Raw genomic sequence first — 17,980 nt, forward strand, 5'->3', positions numbered from 1 at the left:
GCTACGAGACGGCGCACGAAGAACCCAAGAAAGGCTCGTTGAACTCTGCGGACAAGTCCTCGAACTCTTCACCGAAACCGAGATCCGAAACTACTTTCGACATTGTGGGTACCGCTACGAATAGATGTAACACGCTCTAGACCGTGGTTCAATTCCCCGCGGCTCGATGGGGTGCTAGCAGTGGATAGTCGCAAATTCAGCTTTGCATTTGGAGGAAGTTTTCGTACGCTTCGTGCGAAAAATCTCTGGTTCCTTCAAGGGTAGGACGAGCATGGGCAAAGAAATGAGCGATGGCACCCGGGCGGCGGTTATTACCGGGGCGATGGGAATTGTCGGCACCCTGTTGGCATGCGTTACGACTTGGGCGTTGGGGCACTTTGGTCCGGGGCCTGATCCGGTGAATCCTCCGTCGCCTCCCTCACCTGTGCCGCAGCCGATTTCTACCGACACGCGACCCGACTATCAGAAGTTGCTCGCCGAAAGTCCGATCAGCTTCGCCGACTGGCAAGCGGCAGTGCGCGACAAGTTCAGCGTCGAGCAACGGCAGGCGATCTTCGGTGACGAAGTCGGCACGCGGGTCACCTGGCTAGGCGTGTTCGATCAGTACAACGCGATCAAGTACGGCGAGGTCAGTGGCGACAGCGCTTACATCCTGGTGATGTTTGAGGACGAGAAGGCGCGGGAAGGTGTCGACCCGTTGAAACCGACGCCGGCGTTGTGCCATTTTTCCGCGTTGGCGAAACGGCAACTGGCGCAGTTGAAACCGGGTCAGAGGGTTGTCGTCTCTGGACGAATTGCCGACCCTGACATGGCGGGGCAGCTCTTGGGAACGCGGCTGAAAGAGTGTGAGCTGTTGGCGGTGCCTGAGGAGTAGCGGAGTTGAAGTCTCACGCGGAGTCGCAGTGTAGCACGTGTCATTCCGAAGGGAGGCTCACCGACCGAGGAATCCGGCTAGAAGACCAACAAGAGTACGAACCAGATTTCTTCCCGATTTCTCGGTCGCTGTCGCTCGGTCGAAATGACATAATGACCTATCTAAACTAGTTCTCTGTAACTCTGCGCCTCCACGCGAGGCTCCAAATACCGACTAGTATGCAACCTTGGCACTGGGAACTTCTGCTTATACCGGTCGGCTTTGCTGCGGGCGTGATTAATACGATTGCTGGTGGCGGTTCGTTTCTGACGCTGCCGGCTTTGATGTTTTTTGGAGGGCTAGAACCGAAGCTCGCCAACGGGACAAATCGGGTTGCTGTTTTAGTATCGAATCTTTCGGCAACGACGACTTTTCGGAAGGCGGGACATTGGGATCGGCAACTCACATGGCGGTTAGCGTTGCCGGTGGTGTTGGGGTCAATTCCTGGGGCGTGGATCGCGGCGACGCTCGATCCGTTTTTGTTTAAGAAGATCTTCGGCGTGCTCTTCTTGTTGATGGCGTTGGTCGTGTGGCGGAAGCCGCAGTTGCTGACGGCTGCGGACCGCGAAGCCTACGAGTCGCCGTGGCTTGAAGCCCTTCTGTTCTTCGTGATCGGTCTCTACGTAGGCTTCATTCAAGCAGGCACGGGGCTGTTGCTGCTGCTAGGGATCGGGCTATTCCACGCCCGTGAGTTGGTAAACGCAAACGCCGTGAAGAACGCGGTGGGACTGATCATCACGGTGGCCGCGCTAGGCGTCTTCGTTTATCACGACCAGGTCGCTTGGCGGCCCGGATTGATCATGGCCGCGGGAAATTTAGCCGGCGGCATCGTCGGGGCGAAACTGGCGATGAAAAAGGGCGAGCGGCTGGTGCTGGCGTTCTTGCTCGTCGTGATGGTGGCGACGGGGGTGAAGTTACTAACTTCCTAGAATTGATCAAGAACATCTCGGTGAATGACAAACGACCAAACCTAAATGACCAAACGCAAGCGATAGGCATACCTGCCTTGGTCATTTGGATTTGGACATTGGTCATTTCGTCGCCCTCGGGCTGTCCTTCCCGAACTGGGTGATCCAGTAGAACGGCTGGCCGTTTTCGTCGACACGGACTTCGCCAGTGAGGCGTGCTTGGCGGAGGACGAGGTCGATGCCGCGTTTGATGAACATCTTCTTGCGGGCGACCTTCACCTGGACTTTCGTCGGGTCGATCTTCTTTCGGTCGAGAATGTATTGGTCGTACACCAGCGGCAAACCGGCAGCCGGTTCAAGGGCTCGCAGGGCTTCTTCGAGGGAGAAGCCGCTGATTTCGATGGTGGTGGCTCGATAGAGATTCGGCGCAAGTTGCCGTGGCGGGGCTTCGCTGAGCCAGCCGACAGGCCATTGTTCTAACTCTCGCTGATCGGTGGGAAGGTCAAAGATGCGAAGTTGAAGTTGTCCCCCACGGGGCTGTTCAGGGACCATCGCATGACCGTGCGTTCGCAAGAACATCGCAAGCGTGGTGCCCAGAGTCAGCTCTGATTTCGTATTCTTCTCTGGCGACTTGTCGCTTAGCCGTTCCTCCGCGAAAAAGTCGCCCTCAATCGGGAGGCGTGTTTGTCGCGTGAGCGAAGAAAAGAAAGCTGCGGGCTTCGTCTCCTCTGAAGAATTCAATACCGGCTGCGAGAACGATTCGAACACGCGTTTGAACTGCTGAGCCGTGAGCCCGAAGCGTCCGCGTTCGACGGCGTTGTGTTCGGTGTTGAGCGGCAACTCTTGAAAGAACTTTTTCAGGGCAACGACTTGGCCATCGGTGAACTTTCCGCCCGGCAGAATTAACCGATCGCGGGCGTCGAGTGCCGCGGTGATGACGTACCGTTTGGAACGCCCGGTGTCGATCGTACGGATGCCAATCTGGTCCCCTCGTTTTGCTCCACGAATCCGGACACGGGCCAAATCGCACTCGCCCAAGATGCGCGACCATCGCTGCATCGCTTCTGGGGAATCCGCAGCGACCTCCAACTCGATCGGCAATGCCGCGAGGGCAGGGCAGGGGAGGAGAAGTAGAATCGTGATAGTGAATGGACGCACTATGCAAGCTCGCTATTGGATTTCGCGGGACTGTAAATTGTAGCATGCTCTGGGACCGTAGCTCGGGCCTCCAGGCCTGAGCTACTGGTTGTCAGCCAAGTCAAATTCACGACAATACGGGTCATAAATAGTTGAAACAATAACCGACACTTTTCCTTTCAGGAGTTTTCTGCCATGGCGCGTCCCGTCACTTTGTTCACTGGTCAGTGGGCCGATCTTTCGTTGGATGAATTGGCCGGTATGGCGAAGGGCTTTGGTTACGACGGGCTGGAGCTGGCCTGTTGGGGCGACCACTTTGAAGTTGATAAAGCGGTTGCTGAGGACGGCTACTGCGACGCGAAGCACGAGCTCCTGCAAAAGCACGGACTGCAATGTCACGCAATCAGTACGCATCTTGTTGGGCAAGCGGTGTGTGACAACATCGACTCCCGTCATCAGTCCATCCTGCCACCCTACGTGTGGGGTGATGGCGACCCAGCGGGAGTGAGCGAGCGAGCCGCTGAAGACGTCAAGAACACCGCTCGGATGGCGAAGAAGTTTGGCGTCGGTGTGGTCAACGGCTTTACGGGCTCAAGCATCTGGCCGCTGCTGTACTCCTTTCCTCCCGTGCCCGAAGAGATGATCGATGCCGGGTTCCAGCAGTTTGCGGATCGCTGGAATCCGATTCTCGATGTCTTCGGCGAGTGCGGTGTGCGGTTCGCCTTGGAAGTTCATCCAACGGAGATCGCCTTTGACCTGCATAGCGCGGCTCGGGCCCTGGAAGCCATTGGTCACCGTGAGGAGTTCGGGTTCAACTTCGATCCGAGCCATCTCATTTGGCAGGGCGTCGATCCGGTCGAGTTCATCCGTGCGTTTCCTGACCGCATATATCACGTGCATATCAAAGACGCGATCGTCACGCTCGACGGACGCAGCGGCATCTTGGCGAGTCACTTGAACTTCGGCGACGCTCGTCGCGGCTGGGACTTCCGCTCGCCGGGTCGCGGCGGGGTGAACTTCGAGGAAATCATCCGAGCGCTCAACGCCATCAACTACCAAGGTCCGCTGTCAGTCGAATGGGAAGACATCGGCATGGACCGTGCGCACGGAGCGGCTGAAGCGGCGGAGTTCGTCCGCAAACTCGACTTTGCGCCGAGCAATGTGGCGTTTGATGCTGCGTTTGCTGATGATTAGGAGCTATCGGCTGTCAGCTATCAGCCTTCAGCTTTCTGTTAGTGGAGTTCCAGCCAGCCGCGACCTAACAGGTCGCCGGTGAATTACTCGCAGAACCCCGGCGACCTGTTAGGTCGCGGCTGTTCTGGTGTCTTCTACGCCGAAAGGGCATGGTATAATAGTGTATGCTAATCGTGCTCCGTCTTTTGCTTTTGCCGCTCTTCGTGCTGTGCACTTCCTTGTGTCAGGCGGAAACACGGCTTCATGTCGCGGCGGACATTTACACGCAGGTATCTGCCACAAAGCAAGTAGGCGACGCGTCCAAAGCTGAAGCGCTACTCGCCGAGCTGCCTGCGTTGCTCGCCGAGGAACAGGTCTCCGAGGCGATCCGGCTAGCCACGGATGTCTTGGTTCTCGATCCTAACAACGCGACGGCCCGCCGTCTGCTTGGCTACCAGCGTGTCTCTTCGCCGGCCGGAACGGAGCATTGGTGTGGCGGTTACGCAGCACTCATGCTCGAGCGTGGCAACGTCTGGCACCAGGATTTCGGCTGGGTGAAGGCCGAAGATGTTTCGCGTTGGGAAGCGGGTGAGCGACCTTGGGGGAAAAAGTGGATCACGAAGGAGGAAGACGCCGAGCGGCACGCGACCATTAAACGGGGCTGGACGGTTCGCACGGATCATTTTCACATCACGACGAATCATAGCCGTGCGTCCTCTATCGAATTGGCGATACGATTGGAAACGCTTCACCAGATTTGGCGGCAACTCTTTGGCGAATTCGATGTGAGTGCACGAGAGTTGCAGGCACGGCTCGACGGTAAGCAGCCGACGGGCTATCGCCGCAAGCCCTTCCGGGTGATCTATCATGCAACTCGCGACGAGTACAACGCGGCACTACGACGTCGCCAGCAGCAGATCGAGATGACCCTTGGAATCTATTTTGATCGCGAACGGGAATTGCACTTCTTCGCGGGTGAGGATCAAGACGCAGGGACCATTTATCACGAAGCGGTTCACCAATTCTTCTTCGAGTCGAAGAAAGCGAACAAGCAGTTCGCGAGGCTCGCGAATGCGTGGGCCGTTGAGGGCGTGGCCTGTTATTTTGAGTCGCTCATGAGGGGCGGGAGGCAAGAGGCGAGAAGCGAGACTAGCCCGCGAGCTACGTCTGGCGCGGAGGGTTTGGGAAATGCCACAAACTCATTCTCACTCGGCAGCCCCGACGCAGGTCGCCTCCCGGCTGCTCAGCATCGGCGTCTCGTTGACAAGTACTATGTGCCGTTGCGTGAACTTTCCGCGTTAGGAATGGTCGACTTGCAGAGTCGGAAAGACTTGCCGCAACTTTACAGTCAGTCTGCGGGCTTGGCGACTTTTTTCTTGGAGTACGAAGAGGGAAAATATCGACCGGTGTTTCGCGAATTGTTAGCAAGCATCTATGCTGGGCGAGACGAACCTAATACTTTGGAACGAGTCGCCGGCGTTTCGTTCGAAACGCTCGATCGTGAGTACGGGGAGTTTTTAGCAACTCTGGCTTCCGAGCCTGAGTAGGGCGACGTTTCCGCTTGTGAGAAAGATAACACACTGACTCAGGCCTGGAGGCCCGAGCTACATGCACCTGGTTCATTCACTTTCCAAGCACCTACAAGTCACCGACGAGCAAGCTGCGGGCGGTGTGGGGGCGATTCTAATCGTTGTTTCGGAGCAACTTGAACGCAACGAGTTAGAGACACTAGCCGATGCGATTCCCGGCTTCTCCGATCTGGTGGCTAAGTCGCCCGTATTCGACCCTCAAGTTCCCGTCTGGCTGTCGACGCTTAGCCGGTGGTGTGGTGGGCTGGGAAAGCTACGCTCCATAAAGCCCGTCTTCGAGGCGTTGGGGCTTACCAACAACCTGATCGGTACATTCACCGAAGCCTTGCGTGAGTTTCTTGCCAACAAGCTCGATCAACAGGCTCTACGGGTGTTTGAAAAAGCGTTAAACTAGTAGCCACCGACTACTCTTTCTTTTCTGCAACTTCTGACGAATGACAACGAACGCGAATCCGACTGACACACGCGTCACTGAGAAACTCGGCGAGTTCTATCTCGGTCGCAAGCACGATCTTTCGACCGGCCAGACTTCCGACACGGACGTCCTCTACGACAGCAAGGACCTGACCACGCACGCCGTCTGTGTGGGAATGACCGGCAGCGGAAAGACGGGGCTCTGCCTGTCGCTGCTTGAGGAAGCGGGGCTCGACGGGGTTCCAGCTATTGCCATCGATCCGAAGGGGGACTTGGGCAACTTACTGCTGACTTTCCCAGAGCTGAAACCCGCTGACTTTGAACCTTGGGTGGATGAAAGCGTCGCGTCGCAGAAGGGAATCACCCGCGAGCAGCTTGCGGAGAACTTTGCTGAGTTGTGGAAGAATGGCCTCGCCAAGTGGGGGCAGGATGGGGAGCGGATCCGCCGATACAACGAGTCGGTCGAGAAAGTCATCTACACGCCGGGCAGTAGCGCTGGCGTACCGTTGACAATTCTTAAATCGTTCAACGCGCCGCCACAGGCAGTGCTGGACGATGGGGATGCATTTCGCGATCGGGTTCAATCGGCGGCCTCAGGCGTGTTGGCGTTGCTGGGGATTGATGCCGATCCGGTGAAAAGTCGCGAGCATATTCTGCTGTCCAATGTTTTAAGTCACGCCTGGCAAGAAGGGCGGAATCTCGACCTGCCGCAGTTGATTCAAGAAATTCAGCAGCCGCCATTCAAGCGAGTGGGCGTGGTCGACCTAGAAACATTCTTCCCAGCGGACGATCGACTTGAATTGGGGATGCAGCTGAACAATCTGCTCGCCTCTCCTTCGTTCGCCAGTTGGCTCGAAGGGGAAGCGCTCGACATTCAGAAACTGCTCTACACCGACAAAGGAAAACCGAAGCTTTCGATTCTGTCGATCGCTCACTTAAACGATTCGGAGCGAATGTTCTTCGTCACGATCCTGCTGAACGAGATGCTCAGTTGGATGCGTTCGCAGCCCGGCGTCGGCAGCCTGCGTGCGCTACTGTACATGGACGAGGTATACGGCTACTTCCCACCGACAGCCAATCCGCCGAGCAAGAAACCGATGCTCACGTTGCTGAAACAAGCACGAGCGTTCGGCGTAGGATGCGTTCTGGCGACACAGAATCCGGTGGACCTTGACTACAAGGGACTCTCCAATGCGGGGACTTGGTTGCTCGGCCGGTTGCAGACCGAGCGTGATAAATCGCGAGTGATGGAAGGCCTAGAAGGGGCATCCGCCCAAGCGGGGGCGAAGTTTGACCGTGGCAAGATGGAAGCAATGCTTGCGGCACTCGGCAGCCGTGTGTTCCTCATGAACAACGTGCATGAGAACGCGCCGACCGTGTTTCACACGCGTTGGGCGATGTCTTTTTTGAGCGGCCCTCTCACGCGGAATCAGATCAGCAAGCTGATGGCAGACGCGAAAGCAAAGCTCGCCGAGTTGCAAGCTGCGGCTGAGCCCTCGTCGGAGGAAGTACAGCAGACAACAAAGGCAGCCGCCCGTGCCAAGTCGTCACGCCCGGTGATTAGTGCCGACATTGATCAGGAATTCTACGAGATCAACGACCGCCGACCCGAAGGGGCGACACTCTTCTATCAACCGGGGCTGTTGGGCGTTGGCCAAATGCACTTCGTTAAGTCCGCCGCCGATGTCGACCACTGGCAAGACTTTGCCGCACTGCTCACGGTGCACGAAGAGCTTCCTCGCCGGGTTTGGGATTCGGCCATCGTTTACGAGCAACGTCCGCGACTCGAAGCGGAACCGGTTGCCGACGCTGCTTTTGACGACTTGCCTAGCGAAATGTCGCAGGAGAAGAATTACCGAGGCTGGGAACGCGACCTCAAAGATCATCTCTATCAGACCGAGCGTTACGTGACGTTTGAATGCGAACCGCTGGATGTGCGGAGCGAATCCGGCGAAACGGAAGCGGACTTTCGCATTCGCATCACGCAGCAAGCGCGCGAACAACGGGACGCAGAGAAAGAAATGGTGCGTGAAAAATTCGCCACGAAGATTCAGCGACAGGAGGCCCGCGTCGAAAAGGCGAGAAGCTACCTGGAGGAGCAAAAGTCACAGTTCTGGGCGCGGCTATTTCCTTGGCTGATCAACGCCCTCATGATGATCGCTTCGGCATTGACCGGCTCCAAGTCACGCAGGATCAGCGGCGGCACGACGACGCAGACGATGCGGGAGCGCTCGCAAGCGAATCGCGCGGAACAGAAACTTGCCGAGGAAGAAGAAGAGTTCGAAGACCTCAAGCAACAAGAGCGTGTCGCGCTCGAAGATCTTGACATTGAATATCAACCGAATCGGCTTCCAATCGAAAAGATCGAGATCGGTCCACGCAAAAGCGACATCAGCGTGGATAAGTTGACGCTGGTTTGGTTGCCGTTTTGGAAGCACCAAGACGGACGAGCGACAGCGGCCTATTGATCTTTCAAACCACGAATTAAACGAATAACACGAATTTTGGTTGCATCGCTTACTCGGCTAGCCGAGTAAGCTAGATATTCGTTTAATTCGTGGTTCCGGAATACCCTCCAGCGGAACCGGGCAGGCTGGGCTATAATTCTTGAGCGTTCGTAGCCTTTTGAATCCCATGCCAATTCTGATAGTGCCGTGTCGACTCGAACCTCTATAACCCGCTTATTACTTTGTTTTTCGCTTTTGGTGCTGTTCTCCGCTGGCTGCCAGCAAGGTATCGTTGGTCAGTTGCAAGGGGAGTGGGTGGGGACGCCCAAACCTCCAAAGAAAGCAGCCACCAAAGACGCAGGCCAGCCGGTCACGCAGTCTGAGAACGCGACGAAGCAAGAGGTGAAACTCACCGATTGGCAAAGCTACGACGCGCAGGTCGGGATGAAGTTCACCGATTCGCAAGTCGAAGTGACGATGGACGGCCAAAGTGACAAGGTCGTTGCCAAGTGGCGCGTTCTTGAACAGACGCCGGCGAATATTCTCGTTGAGTTCATTACCGAAACGAAGCAGCCGCCAACTAACGAGGAACCGGCGACTGAGACGCAACCCTCCAAGGTTCTGCGACGTTTCGAAATTATTCCCGAACTCGAAGAAGAGAAACTCACGGGCTTCGCTTTGAATGAAGAAGGAGCCGACCGCCAAGTTGGGAGGCTGTACTTTGTTCGCAAGGGTCAGCAAGCCAAAACTAAAAACGTCTCAGCGACTGACGATTCGCAAGATTGAAAAACTCCGAGAGCTCCAACCCGAGAGCTTACGCTTCTCGGCTCAGAATTCTTACTGCCCACTGCCTTCTGCCCACTGCCAACTATGAGCGAACGCGAACGCTGGATTGTTTACCCACTATTATTCTTTGCTTTGGGAGCCGCGATCCGTGACAAACTGTTTCGGCATGTGGCAACTAAGGACGTCAGGTGCGAGACACTGGTTGCCGACAAGATTATCTGCCGCGAGGGGGGGCAGTTCACTTCGTTACTCGCTGGGGAGGTAACAAGTCAGACAGGAATTTCTTGCCAGCATGTCGTTGTGCATGCGCCCGATAATCCAAAATTGCATTTGGTAGAATTGGGGGCAGCGGTGACCCAGCCAGCTGCCGAGCGCAGCCTGGGTGTCCTAGTACTAAGGGACAACCAAGGAAACGAGTTCTGTGGCGTGACTAATGACCAGCTCTATGTGAAAAGCGTTGTCTGCGAGGATGCTCGTGTGGTCGCGAATAAAAGGAATATGAACCCGCTCATTCGACTTGGCAGCGGAATGGCACGTGACGAACGGACCGGGCAAGCTGGAGTTGTCGGAATCGTCTCGGTGAACAATCAGAATTACTTCGGTGCCCCCGGACAGCGTTTCACACCGCTGCCTCAGAAGGGTTTGCCTCAAAAGGGCCAGCCAAAACCAACGACAGAGGAGGCGAAAGAGAAGCCGAACAGGCTAGAACCTGAGGCCGTTCAGACCGAGCAATCTCCTTTAGAAGAATGAAGCAAAGCGTTATATTGGCGGTTTGAGCCACTACTTTGCCTTTTCTCTACGAGTTGCTAATCGAGTACGTTGCAAATCACCGTGGCCAACGCTTACTCTAGTAGCTTGCGAATTCCCGCAAGCTGCGGCCGTTGTGAACACTGACCCACTGTCCGGGTGATCACAACGGTTGACTCGGTACCTGCAGCTCGAGACAACGTCATGCCCACGGCCAGCCCCCAGAACACGCCAACTACACTCACGCAACTTCTTTCGGCGCGTGCGGAAGTATGCCCTGAGCGGATCGCGTTTCGCTTCACCGACGACTCGGGAAATGAAACGACGTGGACTTTCAAGCAGCTTCATAAAAGTGCCAAGGGTATTGGGGCTAAGCTGCAAGCAGCTTACAGCCCTGGTGAACGGGTTCTACTCGTTTACCCACCCGGGTTGGAGTTTATTGCGGGCTTCTTCGGAACGCTCTACGCCGGGTTGTTGCCCGTTCCTGCAACGTACCCCAAACCGCGTCGCCCGTTACCGCGACTCGATGCGATCGCCGCCGACTGTGCTCCCAAGGCAGCGCTAACGACAGCGGACACGCTGAGTCTGCTCAAGCTCGAAGAGCAATCAACTGCCGTCCGCGAACTCGAGTGGCTAGCCACCGACGCAGTACCTGTCGAAACGGGCGAATCGTTTGAGCCGTTCGCGCCGCAACCCACCGACGCGGCCTTTTTGCAATACACTTCCGGCTCCACCTCGCAGCCCCGGGGCGTTGTTGTTTCACATGGCAACGTCATGCACAACCTGGCTTCAATCTGCCAAGGATTCGGGATCGAGTACCAACCCGAAGGCCCCGCCACTCGAGGAGCCTTCTGGCTGCCTGCTTATCACGACATGGGACTGATCGGCGGCGTTCTCACACCGATTTTTGTCGGTGGCGATAGCTCGCTGATGGCACCGGCAGCTTTTCTGCGAAGCCCAATCACTTGGCTCGAAGCGATGAGCAACACCGGCGCTTCAATCAGTGGTGCGCCGAACTTTGCGTACGACTTGTGCGTCGAGAAGACCACTCCGGAGCAACGAGCCGGACTTGATCTCAGTGGTTGGGAGCTGGCCTTCTGCGGAGCGGAACCCGTGGATCCGGCGACGCTCAACCGATTTGCCGAAGCGTTTGAGCCACACGGTTTTCGTCGTGAAGCGTTCTATCCCTGCTACGGGCTGGCAGAATCAACGCTAATGGTGACCGGTGGATACCGGGAGAAACAGCCAGGAATCGTTTATCTTGACCGCGAAGAACTCACCCAGAAGCGAGTCGTCCGCGTTGAATCAAATGGCTCGATTCCTAGCCCTGCGAAAGCCAAGACGCTCGTCAGTTGCGGTCGTGTGCTAGGCGGTCAGGAAGTGCTGATCGTCGATGCGGCCACCCAAAAGACTTGTGCTCCGGGGGAAATCGGCGAAGTATGGGTCCGTGGCGAATCGGTCGCTACTGGCTATTGGCAGCAAGCGTCAGCAGACTGCCCGACCTTCGCCGCGACTTTAGCAAATGGCATCGAGGGGCAGAATCGCTTCATGCGGACAGGTGACCTTGGATTCATCGACGACGAGCCTGGAGAACCGGAACTCTACGTCACCGGGCGCACGAAAGACGTCATCATCATTCGCGGCCGCAACCACTATCCTCAAGACATTGAACGATCAGCGCAAGAAGCCCACTTGGCGATTGATATGGGAGCCGCGTTCAGCGTGGAAGCCGAGGGTGGGGAGCAGTTGGTAGTCGTCCATCAGGTGCATCGCGAGCATCGTCGTGGCAACTTGGACGAAGCGGTGCAAGCCGTCCGGTCGGCGATCGTCGATCAACACGAGATCAACCCACAAGCCATCGTCCTCATCAAGCCGGCAAGCCTGCCGCTCACGACCAGTGGGAAAGTCCAGCGAAGTCGCTGTCGCGACCTCTACGAGGCGGGCGAGTTGAGCGTTCTGGCTTATTGGAAGCAGCCAGTATTGGAGAGCTCGACGGAAGCGTCGCTTGAATCTCCTCTCGGCATCACTCCACCAACCGCAGTTCCAGCTCCCGACTTTTTGGATAACGTCTCCGGCATGGAGGCAACCGAATTGGCGGCTGCCGTCGAACGCTGGATGCTAGCGTTACTAGCGACCAAGGTTGAGAACAACACTGCGACCATCTCGGGCGACACACCGTTTTCTGAGCTCGGCATTGACTCGATGACGTCTATTGAGTTGAGCCTGGAGTTCGAGCAGGCTCTGAATCTTCAATTGCCACCCGATGCCGCGTGGAGCTATCCTACGCCAGCGACGCTCTCGCAGTTCCTGGCAGAACAATTGCAAGCTGTGCCCCAACCGGCTGCCGATCTTTCGGCTGCTAGCTAAACGTGGCTGGGGCATCTTGCCCCAGTTTTCTTTCGCTGTGGCTGGAAGCCCCAGCCACTTACCTTCGGCAACCCTCAAGACCGGAACAATCGTTACCGATACTCACAAGGTGAGCCGCGCTTTTAGTACGCGCGGACAGTGCTAGCAAAAGCTACACGGGAAAGCTCATCTTGAAACCACGATCGACAACAGCCACGGTTACCGCTGGGATTTCGCCCGCACGGACGCTACCTGTACTGGCTCGCTTGCCACGTGTAGGTGCCGCTGAGCCCGCGAAATCCCAGACTTTGGTCGCTGCCTTTGAATTACCACCGGTGGAAATCGCTCCTTTGGTTGAAGCGGCGGCGGCGAAACCGCAAGCGGAGGTTAAGCTCCCACCGCGAAAACAAAGTGATTTCGTTTCGAAGCGTATACAGGAGCCTGACCACAAAGTCACGCTTGCAAGCCGACTGTTTCGATTCCACGAAGCGATCGCCCCACACTCGGGGTTCGTTATGGCTGCCACGCTGCTTGTCGCGGGTGGGTTGCTGATGTGGATCAATTCGACAGGCGATCAGCCGGGCGGATATGATCCCACCTCGTTTGCCTTTAGCAGCCAGGGAAAGAATCAGCCGCAGTGGGTTTCTAATTCTACGGAATCCCCTTCGGGATCGTGCAACTTGGACGAATCTGACTCCGTGGAACCCGTCTGCTCGGATGAAGTTCCACTCGATCGTTTCGCCGCGGAGCAGAAGCCTCAACAGTTAGACGCCCTGCCGGACTCAAGCCAAGCACCGCCGCTGTTGGCACCCGCAGAAGGTGGTTACCACTCAACCGGGTTTGCCTCGGATTACCTCAGTGCGATCCACAGCGAAACGAACATGGCGAAAAGACCCACGCAAGAAACACGCTGAGCGGACTAAGCACTAGGCTAAACAAAGCACCAGGCTAAGAGAAGTAACGGCGAATCCTAAAATGAACAACGTCGATCAAGCATTTATTCGCGCGTATGATGACCGAAACGATCCGCCGCCGGCGTCGCTCGATAGGCTTCCAGGTGCCGTCCACGACACAGAACCACTTGGCCAAGCATTCACGCGTCCTTTTTTGCCTGTAACAGAGCAAGCCGAACTGCCACCGGATCGGCAGCCATCGATTCCATTTCCTGCCAGCTTGCCACTCTCTGAAACGCCCACTGCGCCCATCGAACGAAAACCGCTCTCGGCATTCACCCCAGCACCAACAACCGTCGAAGCGAAATTCCAGCCGGGCCTTGAAGTGGATGCGTTCGCCTGGTCGGACGTTTGCAACGAGCTGACAGCCGTGGGAGCTCCCTACTGGAAGCAACTTCACGAGGCTCTTTACAAGGCGACTGACGAAGGCCGAACCGTCGTGGGGATTGCGGGAACGAACGAAGGGGTTGGCTGCACAACCATGTTGCTTTGTGTTGCCCGGAGTCTGGCAGCGGCTGGCAAGTCGGTCGCGATTGTCGATGGTAACTTCCGTGCACCGGGACTTGCAACTCACCTCGGGCTGGAAGTTGATCTGGGATGGGAGCAAGTTCTCTCGGGAGATTCATCGCTCGCCGAAGCGGTCGTCGGCTCGCTGAAAGATTCGATTGCACTCCTGCCATTGGTGCGCGGCGGGCTTCGTGCCGCGGGGCACTTGGATTCGATCCACTCATCGGTTACCGCCGGAGTGCTCCGCTACCACTACGACCTTGTGTTGATCGATCTTGGTTCACTTTCAAACGCCCAACAAGCGGGCTTCGCGGAGACGATTGCTAGGCAGTGTCGCCTTGATGCGGCCCTGTTGGTCACGGACGATGCTCAAGCGACGGTCGCCAGTGCGGGGAACTACGATCGGCTCGCGCCAAGCATTGCCGCTGTCACCCTCGGTACGCTTGAGAACGAGCCGGCTCGCATCCCACTTGCCGCTGCGGGTTGACACTGAACTCCTCAACGCACAATAAGCGACACCCCCTGGCGGACGAACACCCATGTACACTGACTACTGGCAACTTGCGGCAAAGCCTTTTGAAGCACGGTACGACGAGAGTTTCTACTTCTCCTGTGCTGCTCATCAGGCGACGCTTCACAAGCTGCGTTACTTGCTCGGTAGCCGTCGAGCCGCGGGCCTGCTTGCCGGTCCAGCCGGGGTTGGCAAGACACAGCTCATCTCGGTGCTCAAGCAACAAGCGGGTGAATCGAATCGTCCGTTTGTCGAAGTGGTCTTTCCACAGATGACTGAACGCGATTTGCTCGTCTACTTGGCGGAGCAACTTGGGGCACCGCCGGCTGCGGAACCCCGTTACACCGTCGAAGAAAGCCTGCGCCGTTTGCAATTCGTCCTGAAAAACAACGCCCAGCAAGAGCGTCACGCAGTGGTTGTCGTGGATGAGGCCCACCTCCTCGAAGATACAGGGCTGCTAGAACCACTTCGGTTACTACTGAATCTAAACGATGCGGGACAGCCTTTGTTTACATTGTTGCTCGTCGGGCAACCAAGCTTACTGCCAGCGATTGCTCGTTTCGGAGCACTCGAAGAACGACTCGACTCCAAGGCGACTCTGCAACCTTTGGATGCTGAAGACACCTGCCAATACATTGAGCACCGCCTAAAAACTGCCGGTGCGACACGCGAAATCTTCGACGTGGATGCTTTGCTGGCGGCACATCAACTGACGGGCGGGCTGCCGCGGAGGATTAATCGCCTTTGCGACCTTGCATTGCTGGTGGGCTTTGCTAATGAGCAGCCAACGATCGACGCGGAGACGCTTCAATCAGTGCGGGACGAGTTGGTGGGCGTCACGCCGCTCGCGGCTTAGCCGTCACCACTATTTAGCGGCTAAGCCGCAAGCGGCTAGTGTTTTCCCCGCCTTCGCTCCTTGCTTGGTAAAACCTCCAAGCACGTCGTCCACCAGCCGGTGAGAATCGCTTCGACGAACTCCTCGGGCAATTGCTCTGCTCGCATTTCTTGCGCAAGCCGTCGGTGATCGTATTCGATGGAGACGAATTCGACTCTCACCTCTTCGCTGCTGATTACGAGAAGCGTGTACCAGACGTTCGTCTGGCCATCGTTTTCGGGGCGTCCGAGTACGCCGACGTTTACGAAGTGCTTACCGCCGGCTAATTCACGCTGCCACTTGATGCCCGTATGGGTAGCCAGGATGAGATCAGCCTTGTGTTCGGCTGCGAGCGAGTCAAGAAAGTGCGTGCTGGTAGTGCTTTCCCAAAGGAACTCGTTGACGCGGCGTGGGCTGCCGTGGCAGAGCAGGGCAGTGCGACCGGCTATTTCCAATCGTCGAGTCGGAGGAAGCGCGCGCATCCAGGCCCTGTGTTCCGACGACGTATTGGCCAACGTGTAGTCGTAGCTTAGCTGCGCAAAGTAATTGTCCCGCGGATCGGTGTAGCCGCACTGGCAGTCTTCCAGCTCGTTGCCGATCGAATCGTCGTAGTTCCCTTGCAGGCAGATAACGTTTCTATCTCTGAGGATTTCGAGCGTTCGATCAGGATGAGGACCGAACGCTCCGAAGTCGCCTAGGCAGTGAATCTCATCAACGCCCCGCTTGTCGGCATCAGCAAGAGCTGCTTCGAGAGCCAGATAGTTGCTGTAGACGCCGCCGAAGAGGGCGATTCGTGTTGGGGATTCGGGCACGGCTAGGAGAAGAATGTTGGAGTGTTGGGGTTTAGAGAATATTGTAGTCGTTTTCACCGTCATCGGTCAGTTCGATCATTCACACAGTAGCTCGCGGGTAAGGTTTGTCGCTACAATCGCTGCATGGACTCGAAGACTCAAAAAATCGCAACCGCGTCGATCGATCTCGACCGTGCCCGCCGCTGCGGTTTTCCTGAGGTCATCTATGGAGAAGGAAAGCCGGCTGAGACCATTGCAGAAATCGCGACGCTCCTACTTGAGCGTGGAGAAAGCGTTCTCGCGACAAGAGTTGACCCGGCCAAGGCGAAAGAGCTGCAGAAGCTAATTCCCGACGCCACCTACAACGAAACTGCCAGAACGATTCGCGTGAGTCTCGAGTCCGCGAACGACAAGCCATTAGGAAAAGTCGCGGTGATTTCTGCCGGGACGAGCGACTTACCCGTCGCCGAAGAGGCTCGCGAAACCCTGTTGTGGATGGGCGTTGAAGCGAGCATCATTCACGATGTTGGCGTGGCCGGGCCGCATCGCTTGCCGGAGCGACTACCGGAGTTTGCCGACTCAGACGCCCTCGTTGTGGTCGCTGGAATGGAGGGAGCGCTGCCCAGCGTCGTTGGCGGATATGTTGCTTGCCCCGTGTTTGCCGTGCCAACGAGTGTGGGCTACGGTGCGAACTTCGGCGGGCTTTCGGCATTGCTCTCGATGCTTAACAGCTGTGCAAGTAACGTGGCCGTGGTGAACATCGACGCGGGCTTCAAGGCAGGTTACCTGGCCGGGCTCGTGGCCACCCAAAAGCACTCTCGTTAGGCAGCAAACTCATGCAAAATCTAACGGAACAACCGCTGCCTCAACTGCCAGAGCGTGACACCGATAGCCACAAGGGCGACTATGGTCGGGTGTTGGTGATCGCCGGTTCGCGAGGAATGGCGGGGGCGGCGGGGCTGACGGGAATGGCGGCATTGCGTAGCGGAGCCGGACTGGTAACCGTAGCCACACCCGTTGGCGTTCAGGATACGGTTGCGAGCTATTCACCGTGCTACACGACGATTCCGCTGCTCGAAGACGAGTACGGCATCGTGGATTTGGGCAACGTTATTGAGCTCTCTTCGGTCCGCAATCAATACGATGCTTGGGCGATCGGCCCTGGCTTGGGTATTACTGAAGGGTCAACGGAGTTGGTTGGCCAACTGTATTGCGACGTACCGTGTCCACTGGTTGTCGATGCCGACGGGCTTAACGCTTTAGCGAAGCTAGTCGAGCGATCACCACAGATTCTTGAAAACCCCGCCGGGCCACGGTTCCTGACGCCACATCCGGGAGAGTTCGCGCGTCTGCTCGGCGAAGAGTCTCCGACGTCCGAGGAAGAACGGGCTCGAAAGGCGTCGGACTTCGCGTCCCGAGATTCCTCTGGGCAAACAACCGTTGTTCTCAAGGGTCATCGAACCGTCATTGCCCGCGGAGACGAGTACGCCGTCAACGACACGGGGAACCCAGGAATGGCTACCGGCGGCACCGGTGACTGTTTGACGGGCGTGATCGCGGGTTTAGCCGCCCAGGGGATGCCTTCCTTCGAGGCAGCGCGACTTGCCGTGCATGTCCACGGCAAGGCAGGAGACCAGGCGGCAGAGAAACTGGGGCAGTTGTCGTTGGTTTCAAGCGATCTCTTGGATTTTCTGCCTGGGGCGTTTCTTTCGCTCTAGGTACTCGCAATCTCTCTATTTCGCCGCGGTGCTTGCGCCGCGAAGTTGTAGATTGACTTCTCACGATCATTCAACCTGAAAGAGCGCGGTGCAAGCACCGCGGCGAAATTTTGAATCCTCGATTATCTCGCTATGAGACGACCGTCTCGATCGAGCATCACCCTGT

The 17,980-nt window shown here is 56.9% G+C and carries 16 protein-coding genes; 14 read left to right on the plus strand and 2 right to left on the minus strand.

All coding sequences use genetic code 11. The features are described 5' to 3' along the window. The first annotated feature begins 271 nt into the window (after positions 1-271). Positions 272-874, plus strand: a complete 603-nt coding sequence (locus RIB44_20430) for a hypothetical protein (protein ID MEQ8618949.1) — start codon at positions 272-274, stop codon at positions 872-874. A gap of 218 nt (positions 875-1,092) precedes the next feature. Further along, positions 1,093-1,842, plus strand: a complete 750-nt coding sequence (locus RIB44_20435; GenBank protein MEQ8618950.1) for a sulfite exporter TauE/SafE family protein — start codon at positions 1,093-1,095, stop codon at positions 1,840-1,842. A gap of 102 nt (positions 1,843-1,944) precedes the next feature. Here the strand turns inward: RIB44_20435 and RIB44_20440 are convergent, their stop codons facing one another. Beyond that, entirely contained in the window at positions 1,945-2,979 is a 1,035-nt protein-coding gene (locus tag RIB44_20440) for a hypothetical protein (GenBank protein MEQ8618951.1), read from the minus strand. A gap of 174 nt (positions 2,980-3,153) precedes the next feature. Between RIB44_20440 and RIB44_20445 the strand changes: the two genes are divergently transcribed. The 10 genes from RIB44_20445 to RIB44_20490 all read left to right on the plus strand — a co-directional run bounded on the left by RIB44_20445 (position 3,154) and on the right by RIB44_20490 (position 15,287). Beyond that, on the plus strand, positions 3,154-4,152 hold the full coding sequence (locus RIB44_20445; GenBank protein MEQ8618952.1) for a sugar phosphate isomerase/epimerase family protein: 999 nt from the start codon (positions 3,154-3,156) through the stop codon (positions 4,150-4,152). 173 nt (positions 4,153-4,325) lie between these two features. Next, the gene (locus RIB44_20450) at positions 4,326-5,678 is read left to right on the plus strand and encodes a hypothetical protein (protein MEQ8618953.1); all 1,353 of its coding nucleotides are present in this window, start codon (positions 4,326-4,328) and stop codon (positions 5,676-5,678) included. Positions 5,679-5,739: 61 nt separating this feature from the next. Continuing rightward, positions 5,740-6,114, plus strand: a complete 375-nt coding sequence (locus tag RIB44_20455; protein ID MEQ8618954.1) for a DUF2780 domain-containing protein — start codon at positions 5,740-5,742, stop codon at positions 6,112-6,114. 40 nt (positions 6,115-6,154) lie between these two features. After that, on the plus strand, positions 6,155-8,602 hold the full coding sequence (locus RIB44_20460; protein MEQ8618955.1) for an ATP-binding protein: 2,448 nt from the start codon (positions 6,155-6,157) through the stop codon (positions 8,600-8,602). A 186-nt stretch (positions 8,603-8,788) separates the two neighbouring features. After that, positions 8,789-9,367, plus strand: a complete 579-nt coding sequence (locus RIB44_20465; protein MEQ8618956.1) for a hypothetical protein — start codon at positions 8,789-8,791, stop codon at positions 9,365-9,367. Positions 9,368-9,451: 84 nt separating this feature from the next. Next, positions 9,452-10,117 (plus strand): hypothetical protein, encoded by a 666-nt coding sequence (locus RIB44_20470; protein MEQ8618957.1) that lies wholly within the window; start codon positions 9,452-9,454, stop codon positions 10,115-10,117. Between the two features lie 201 nt (positions 10,118-10,318). Continuing rightward, positions 10,319-12,481 carry an AMP-binding protein gene (locus RIB44_20475; protein ID MEQ8618958.1) on the plus strand — a complete coding sequence of 721 codons (2,163 nt, stop codon included), beginning with the start codon at positions 10,319-10,321 and terminating at the stop codon, positions 12,479-12,481. 170 nt (positions 12,482-12,651) lie between these two features. Next, positions 12,652-13,374: a hypothetical protein gene (locus tag RIB44_20480; protein ID MEQ8618959.1), complete on the plus strand. Its 723-nt coding sequence runs from the start codon at positions 12,652-12,654 to the stop codon at positions 13,372-13,374. Positions 13,375-13,435: 61 nt separating this feature from the next. After that, positions 13,436-14,407 carry a hypothetical protein gene (locus tag RIB44_20485; protein MEQ8618960.1) on the plus strand — a complete coding sequence of 324 codons (972 nt, stop codon included), beginning with the start codon at positions 13,436-13,438 and terminating at the stop codon, positions 14,405-14,407. Positions 14,408-14,459: 52 nt separating this feature from the next. Continuing rightward, positions 14,460-15,287, plus strand: coding sequence for an AAA family ATPase (locus RIB44_20490; protein MEQ8618961.1), 828 nt, complete (start codon positions 14,460-14,462; stop codon positions 15,285-15,287). 35 nt (positions 15,288-15,322) lie between these two features. Here the strand turns inward: RIB44_20490 and RIB44_20495 are convergent, their stop codons facing one another. Next, positions 15,323-16,117, minus strand: a complete 795-nt coding sequence (locus tag RIB44_20495) for a metallophosphoesterase family protein (GenBank protein ID MEQ8618962.1) — start codon at positions 16,115-16,117, stop codon at positions 15,323-15,325. A gap of 123 nt (positions 16,118-16,240) precedes the next feature. Between RIB44_20495 and larB the strand changes: the two genes are divergently transcribed. Continuing rightward, positions 16,241-16,921, plus strand: a complete 681-nt coding sequence (gene larB / locus RIB44_20500) for a nickel pincer cofactor biosynthesis protein LarB (GenBank protein MEQ8618963.1) — start codon at positions 16,241-16,243, stop codon at positions 16,919-16,921. Between the two features lie 11 nt (positions 16,922-16,932). Continuing rightward, entirely contained in the window at positions 16,933-17,814 is an 882-nt protein-coding gene (locus RIB44_20505; GenBank protein ID MEQ8618964.1) for an NAD(P)H-hydrate dehydratase, read from the plus strand. Positions 17,815-17,980 lie beyond the last annotated feature (166 nt).

The organism is Lacipirellulaceae bacterium, assembly GCA_040218535.1.
Lineage (GTDB): Bacteria > Planctomycetota > Planctomycetia > Pirellulales > Lacipirellulaceae > Adhaeretor.

Excerpts from the sequence above, each read along its gene's own strand:
- RIB44_20475 (MEQ8618958.1), top strand. The coding sequence starts at position 10,319 with ATGCCCACGGCCAGCCCCCAGAACACGCCAACTACACTCACGCAACTT.
- RIB44_20485 (MEQ8618960.1), top strand. The coding sequence starts at position 13,436 with ATGAACAACGTCGATCAAGCATTTATTCGCGCGTATGATGACCGAAAC.
- RIB44_20435 (MEQ8618950.1), top strand. The coding sequence starts at position 1,093 with ATGCAACCTTGGCACTGGGAACTTCTGCTTATACCGGTCGGCTTTGCT.
- larB (MEQ8618963.1), top strand. The coding sequence starts at position 16,241 with ATGGACTCGAAGACTCAAAAAATCGCAACCGCGTCGATCGATCTCGAC.
- RIB44_20505 (MEQ8618964.1), top strand. The coding sequence starts at position 16,933 with ATGCAAAATCTAACGGAACAACCGCTGCCTCAACTGCCAGAGCGTGAC.
- RIB44_20490 (MEQ8618961.1), top strand. The coding sequence starts at position 14,460 with ATGTACACTGACTACTGGCAACTTGCGGCAAAGCCTTTTGAAGCACGG.
- RIB44_20455 (MEQ8618954.1), top strand. The coding sequence starts at position 5,740 with ATGCACCTGGTTCATTCACTTTCCAAGCACCTACAAGTCACCGACGAG.
- RIB44_20470 (MEQ8618957.1), top strand. The coding sequence starts at position 9,452 with ATGAGCGAACGCGAACGCTGGATTGTTTACCCACTATTATTCTTTGCT.
- RIB44_20460 (MEQ8618955.1), top strand. The coding sequence starts at position 6,155 with ATGACAACGAACGCGAATCCGACTGACACACGCGTCACTGAGAAACTC.
- RIB44_20445 (MEQ8618952.1), top strand. The coding sequence starts at position 3,154 with ATGGCGCGTCCCGTCACTTTGTTCACTGGTCAGTGGGCCGATCTTTCG.
- RIB44_20430 (MEQ8618949.1), top strand. The coding sequence starts at position 272 with ATGGGCAAAGAAATGAGCGATGGCACCCGGGCGGCGGTTATTACCGGG.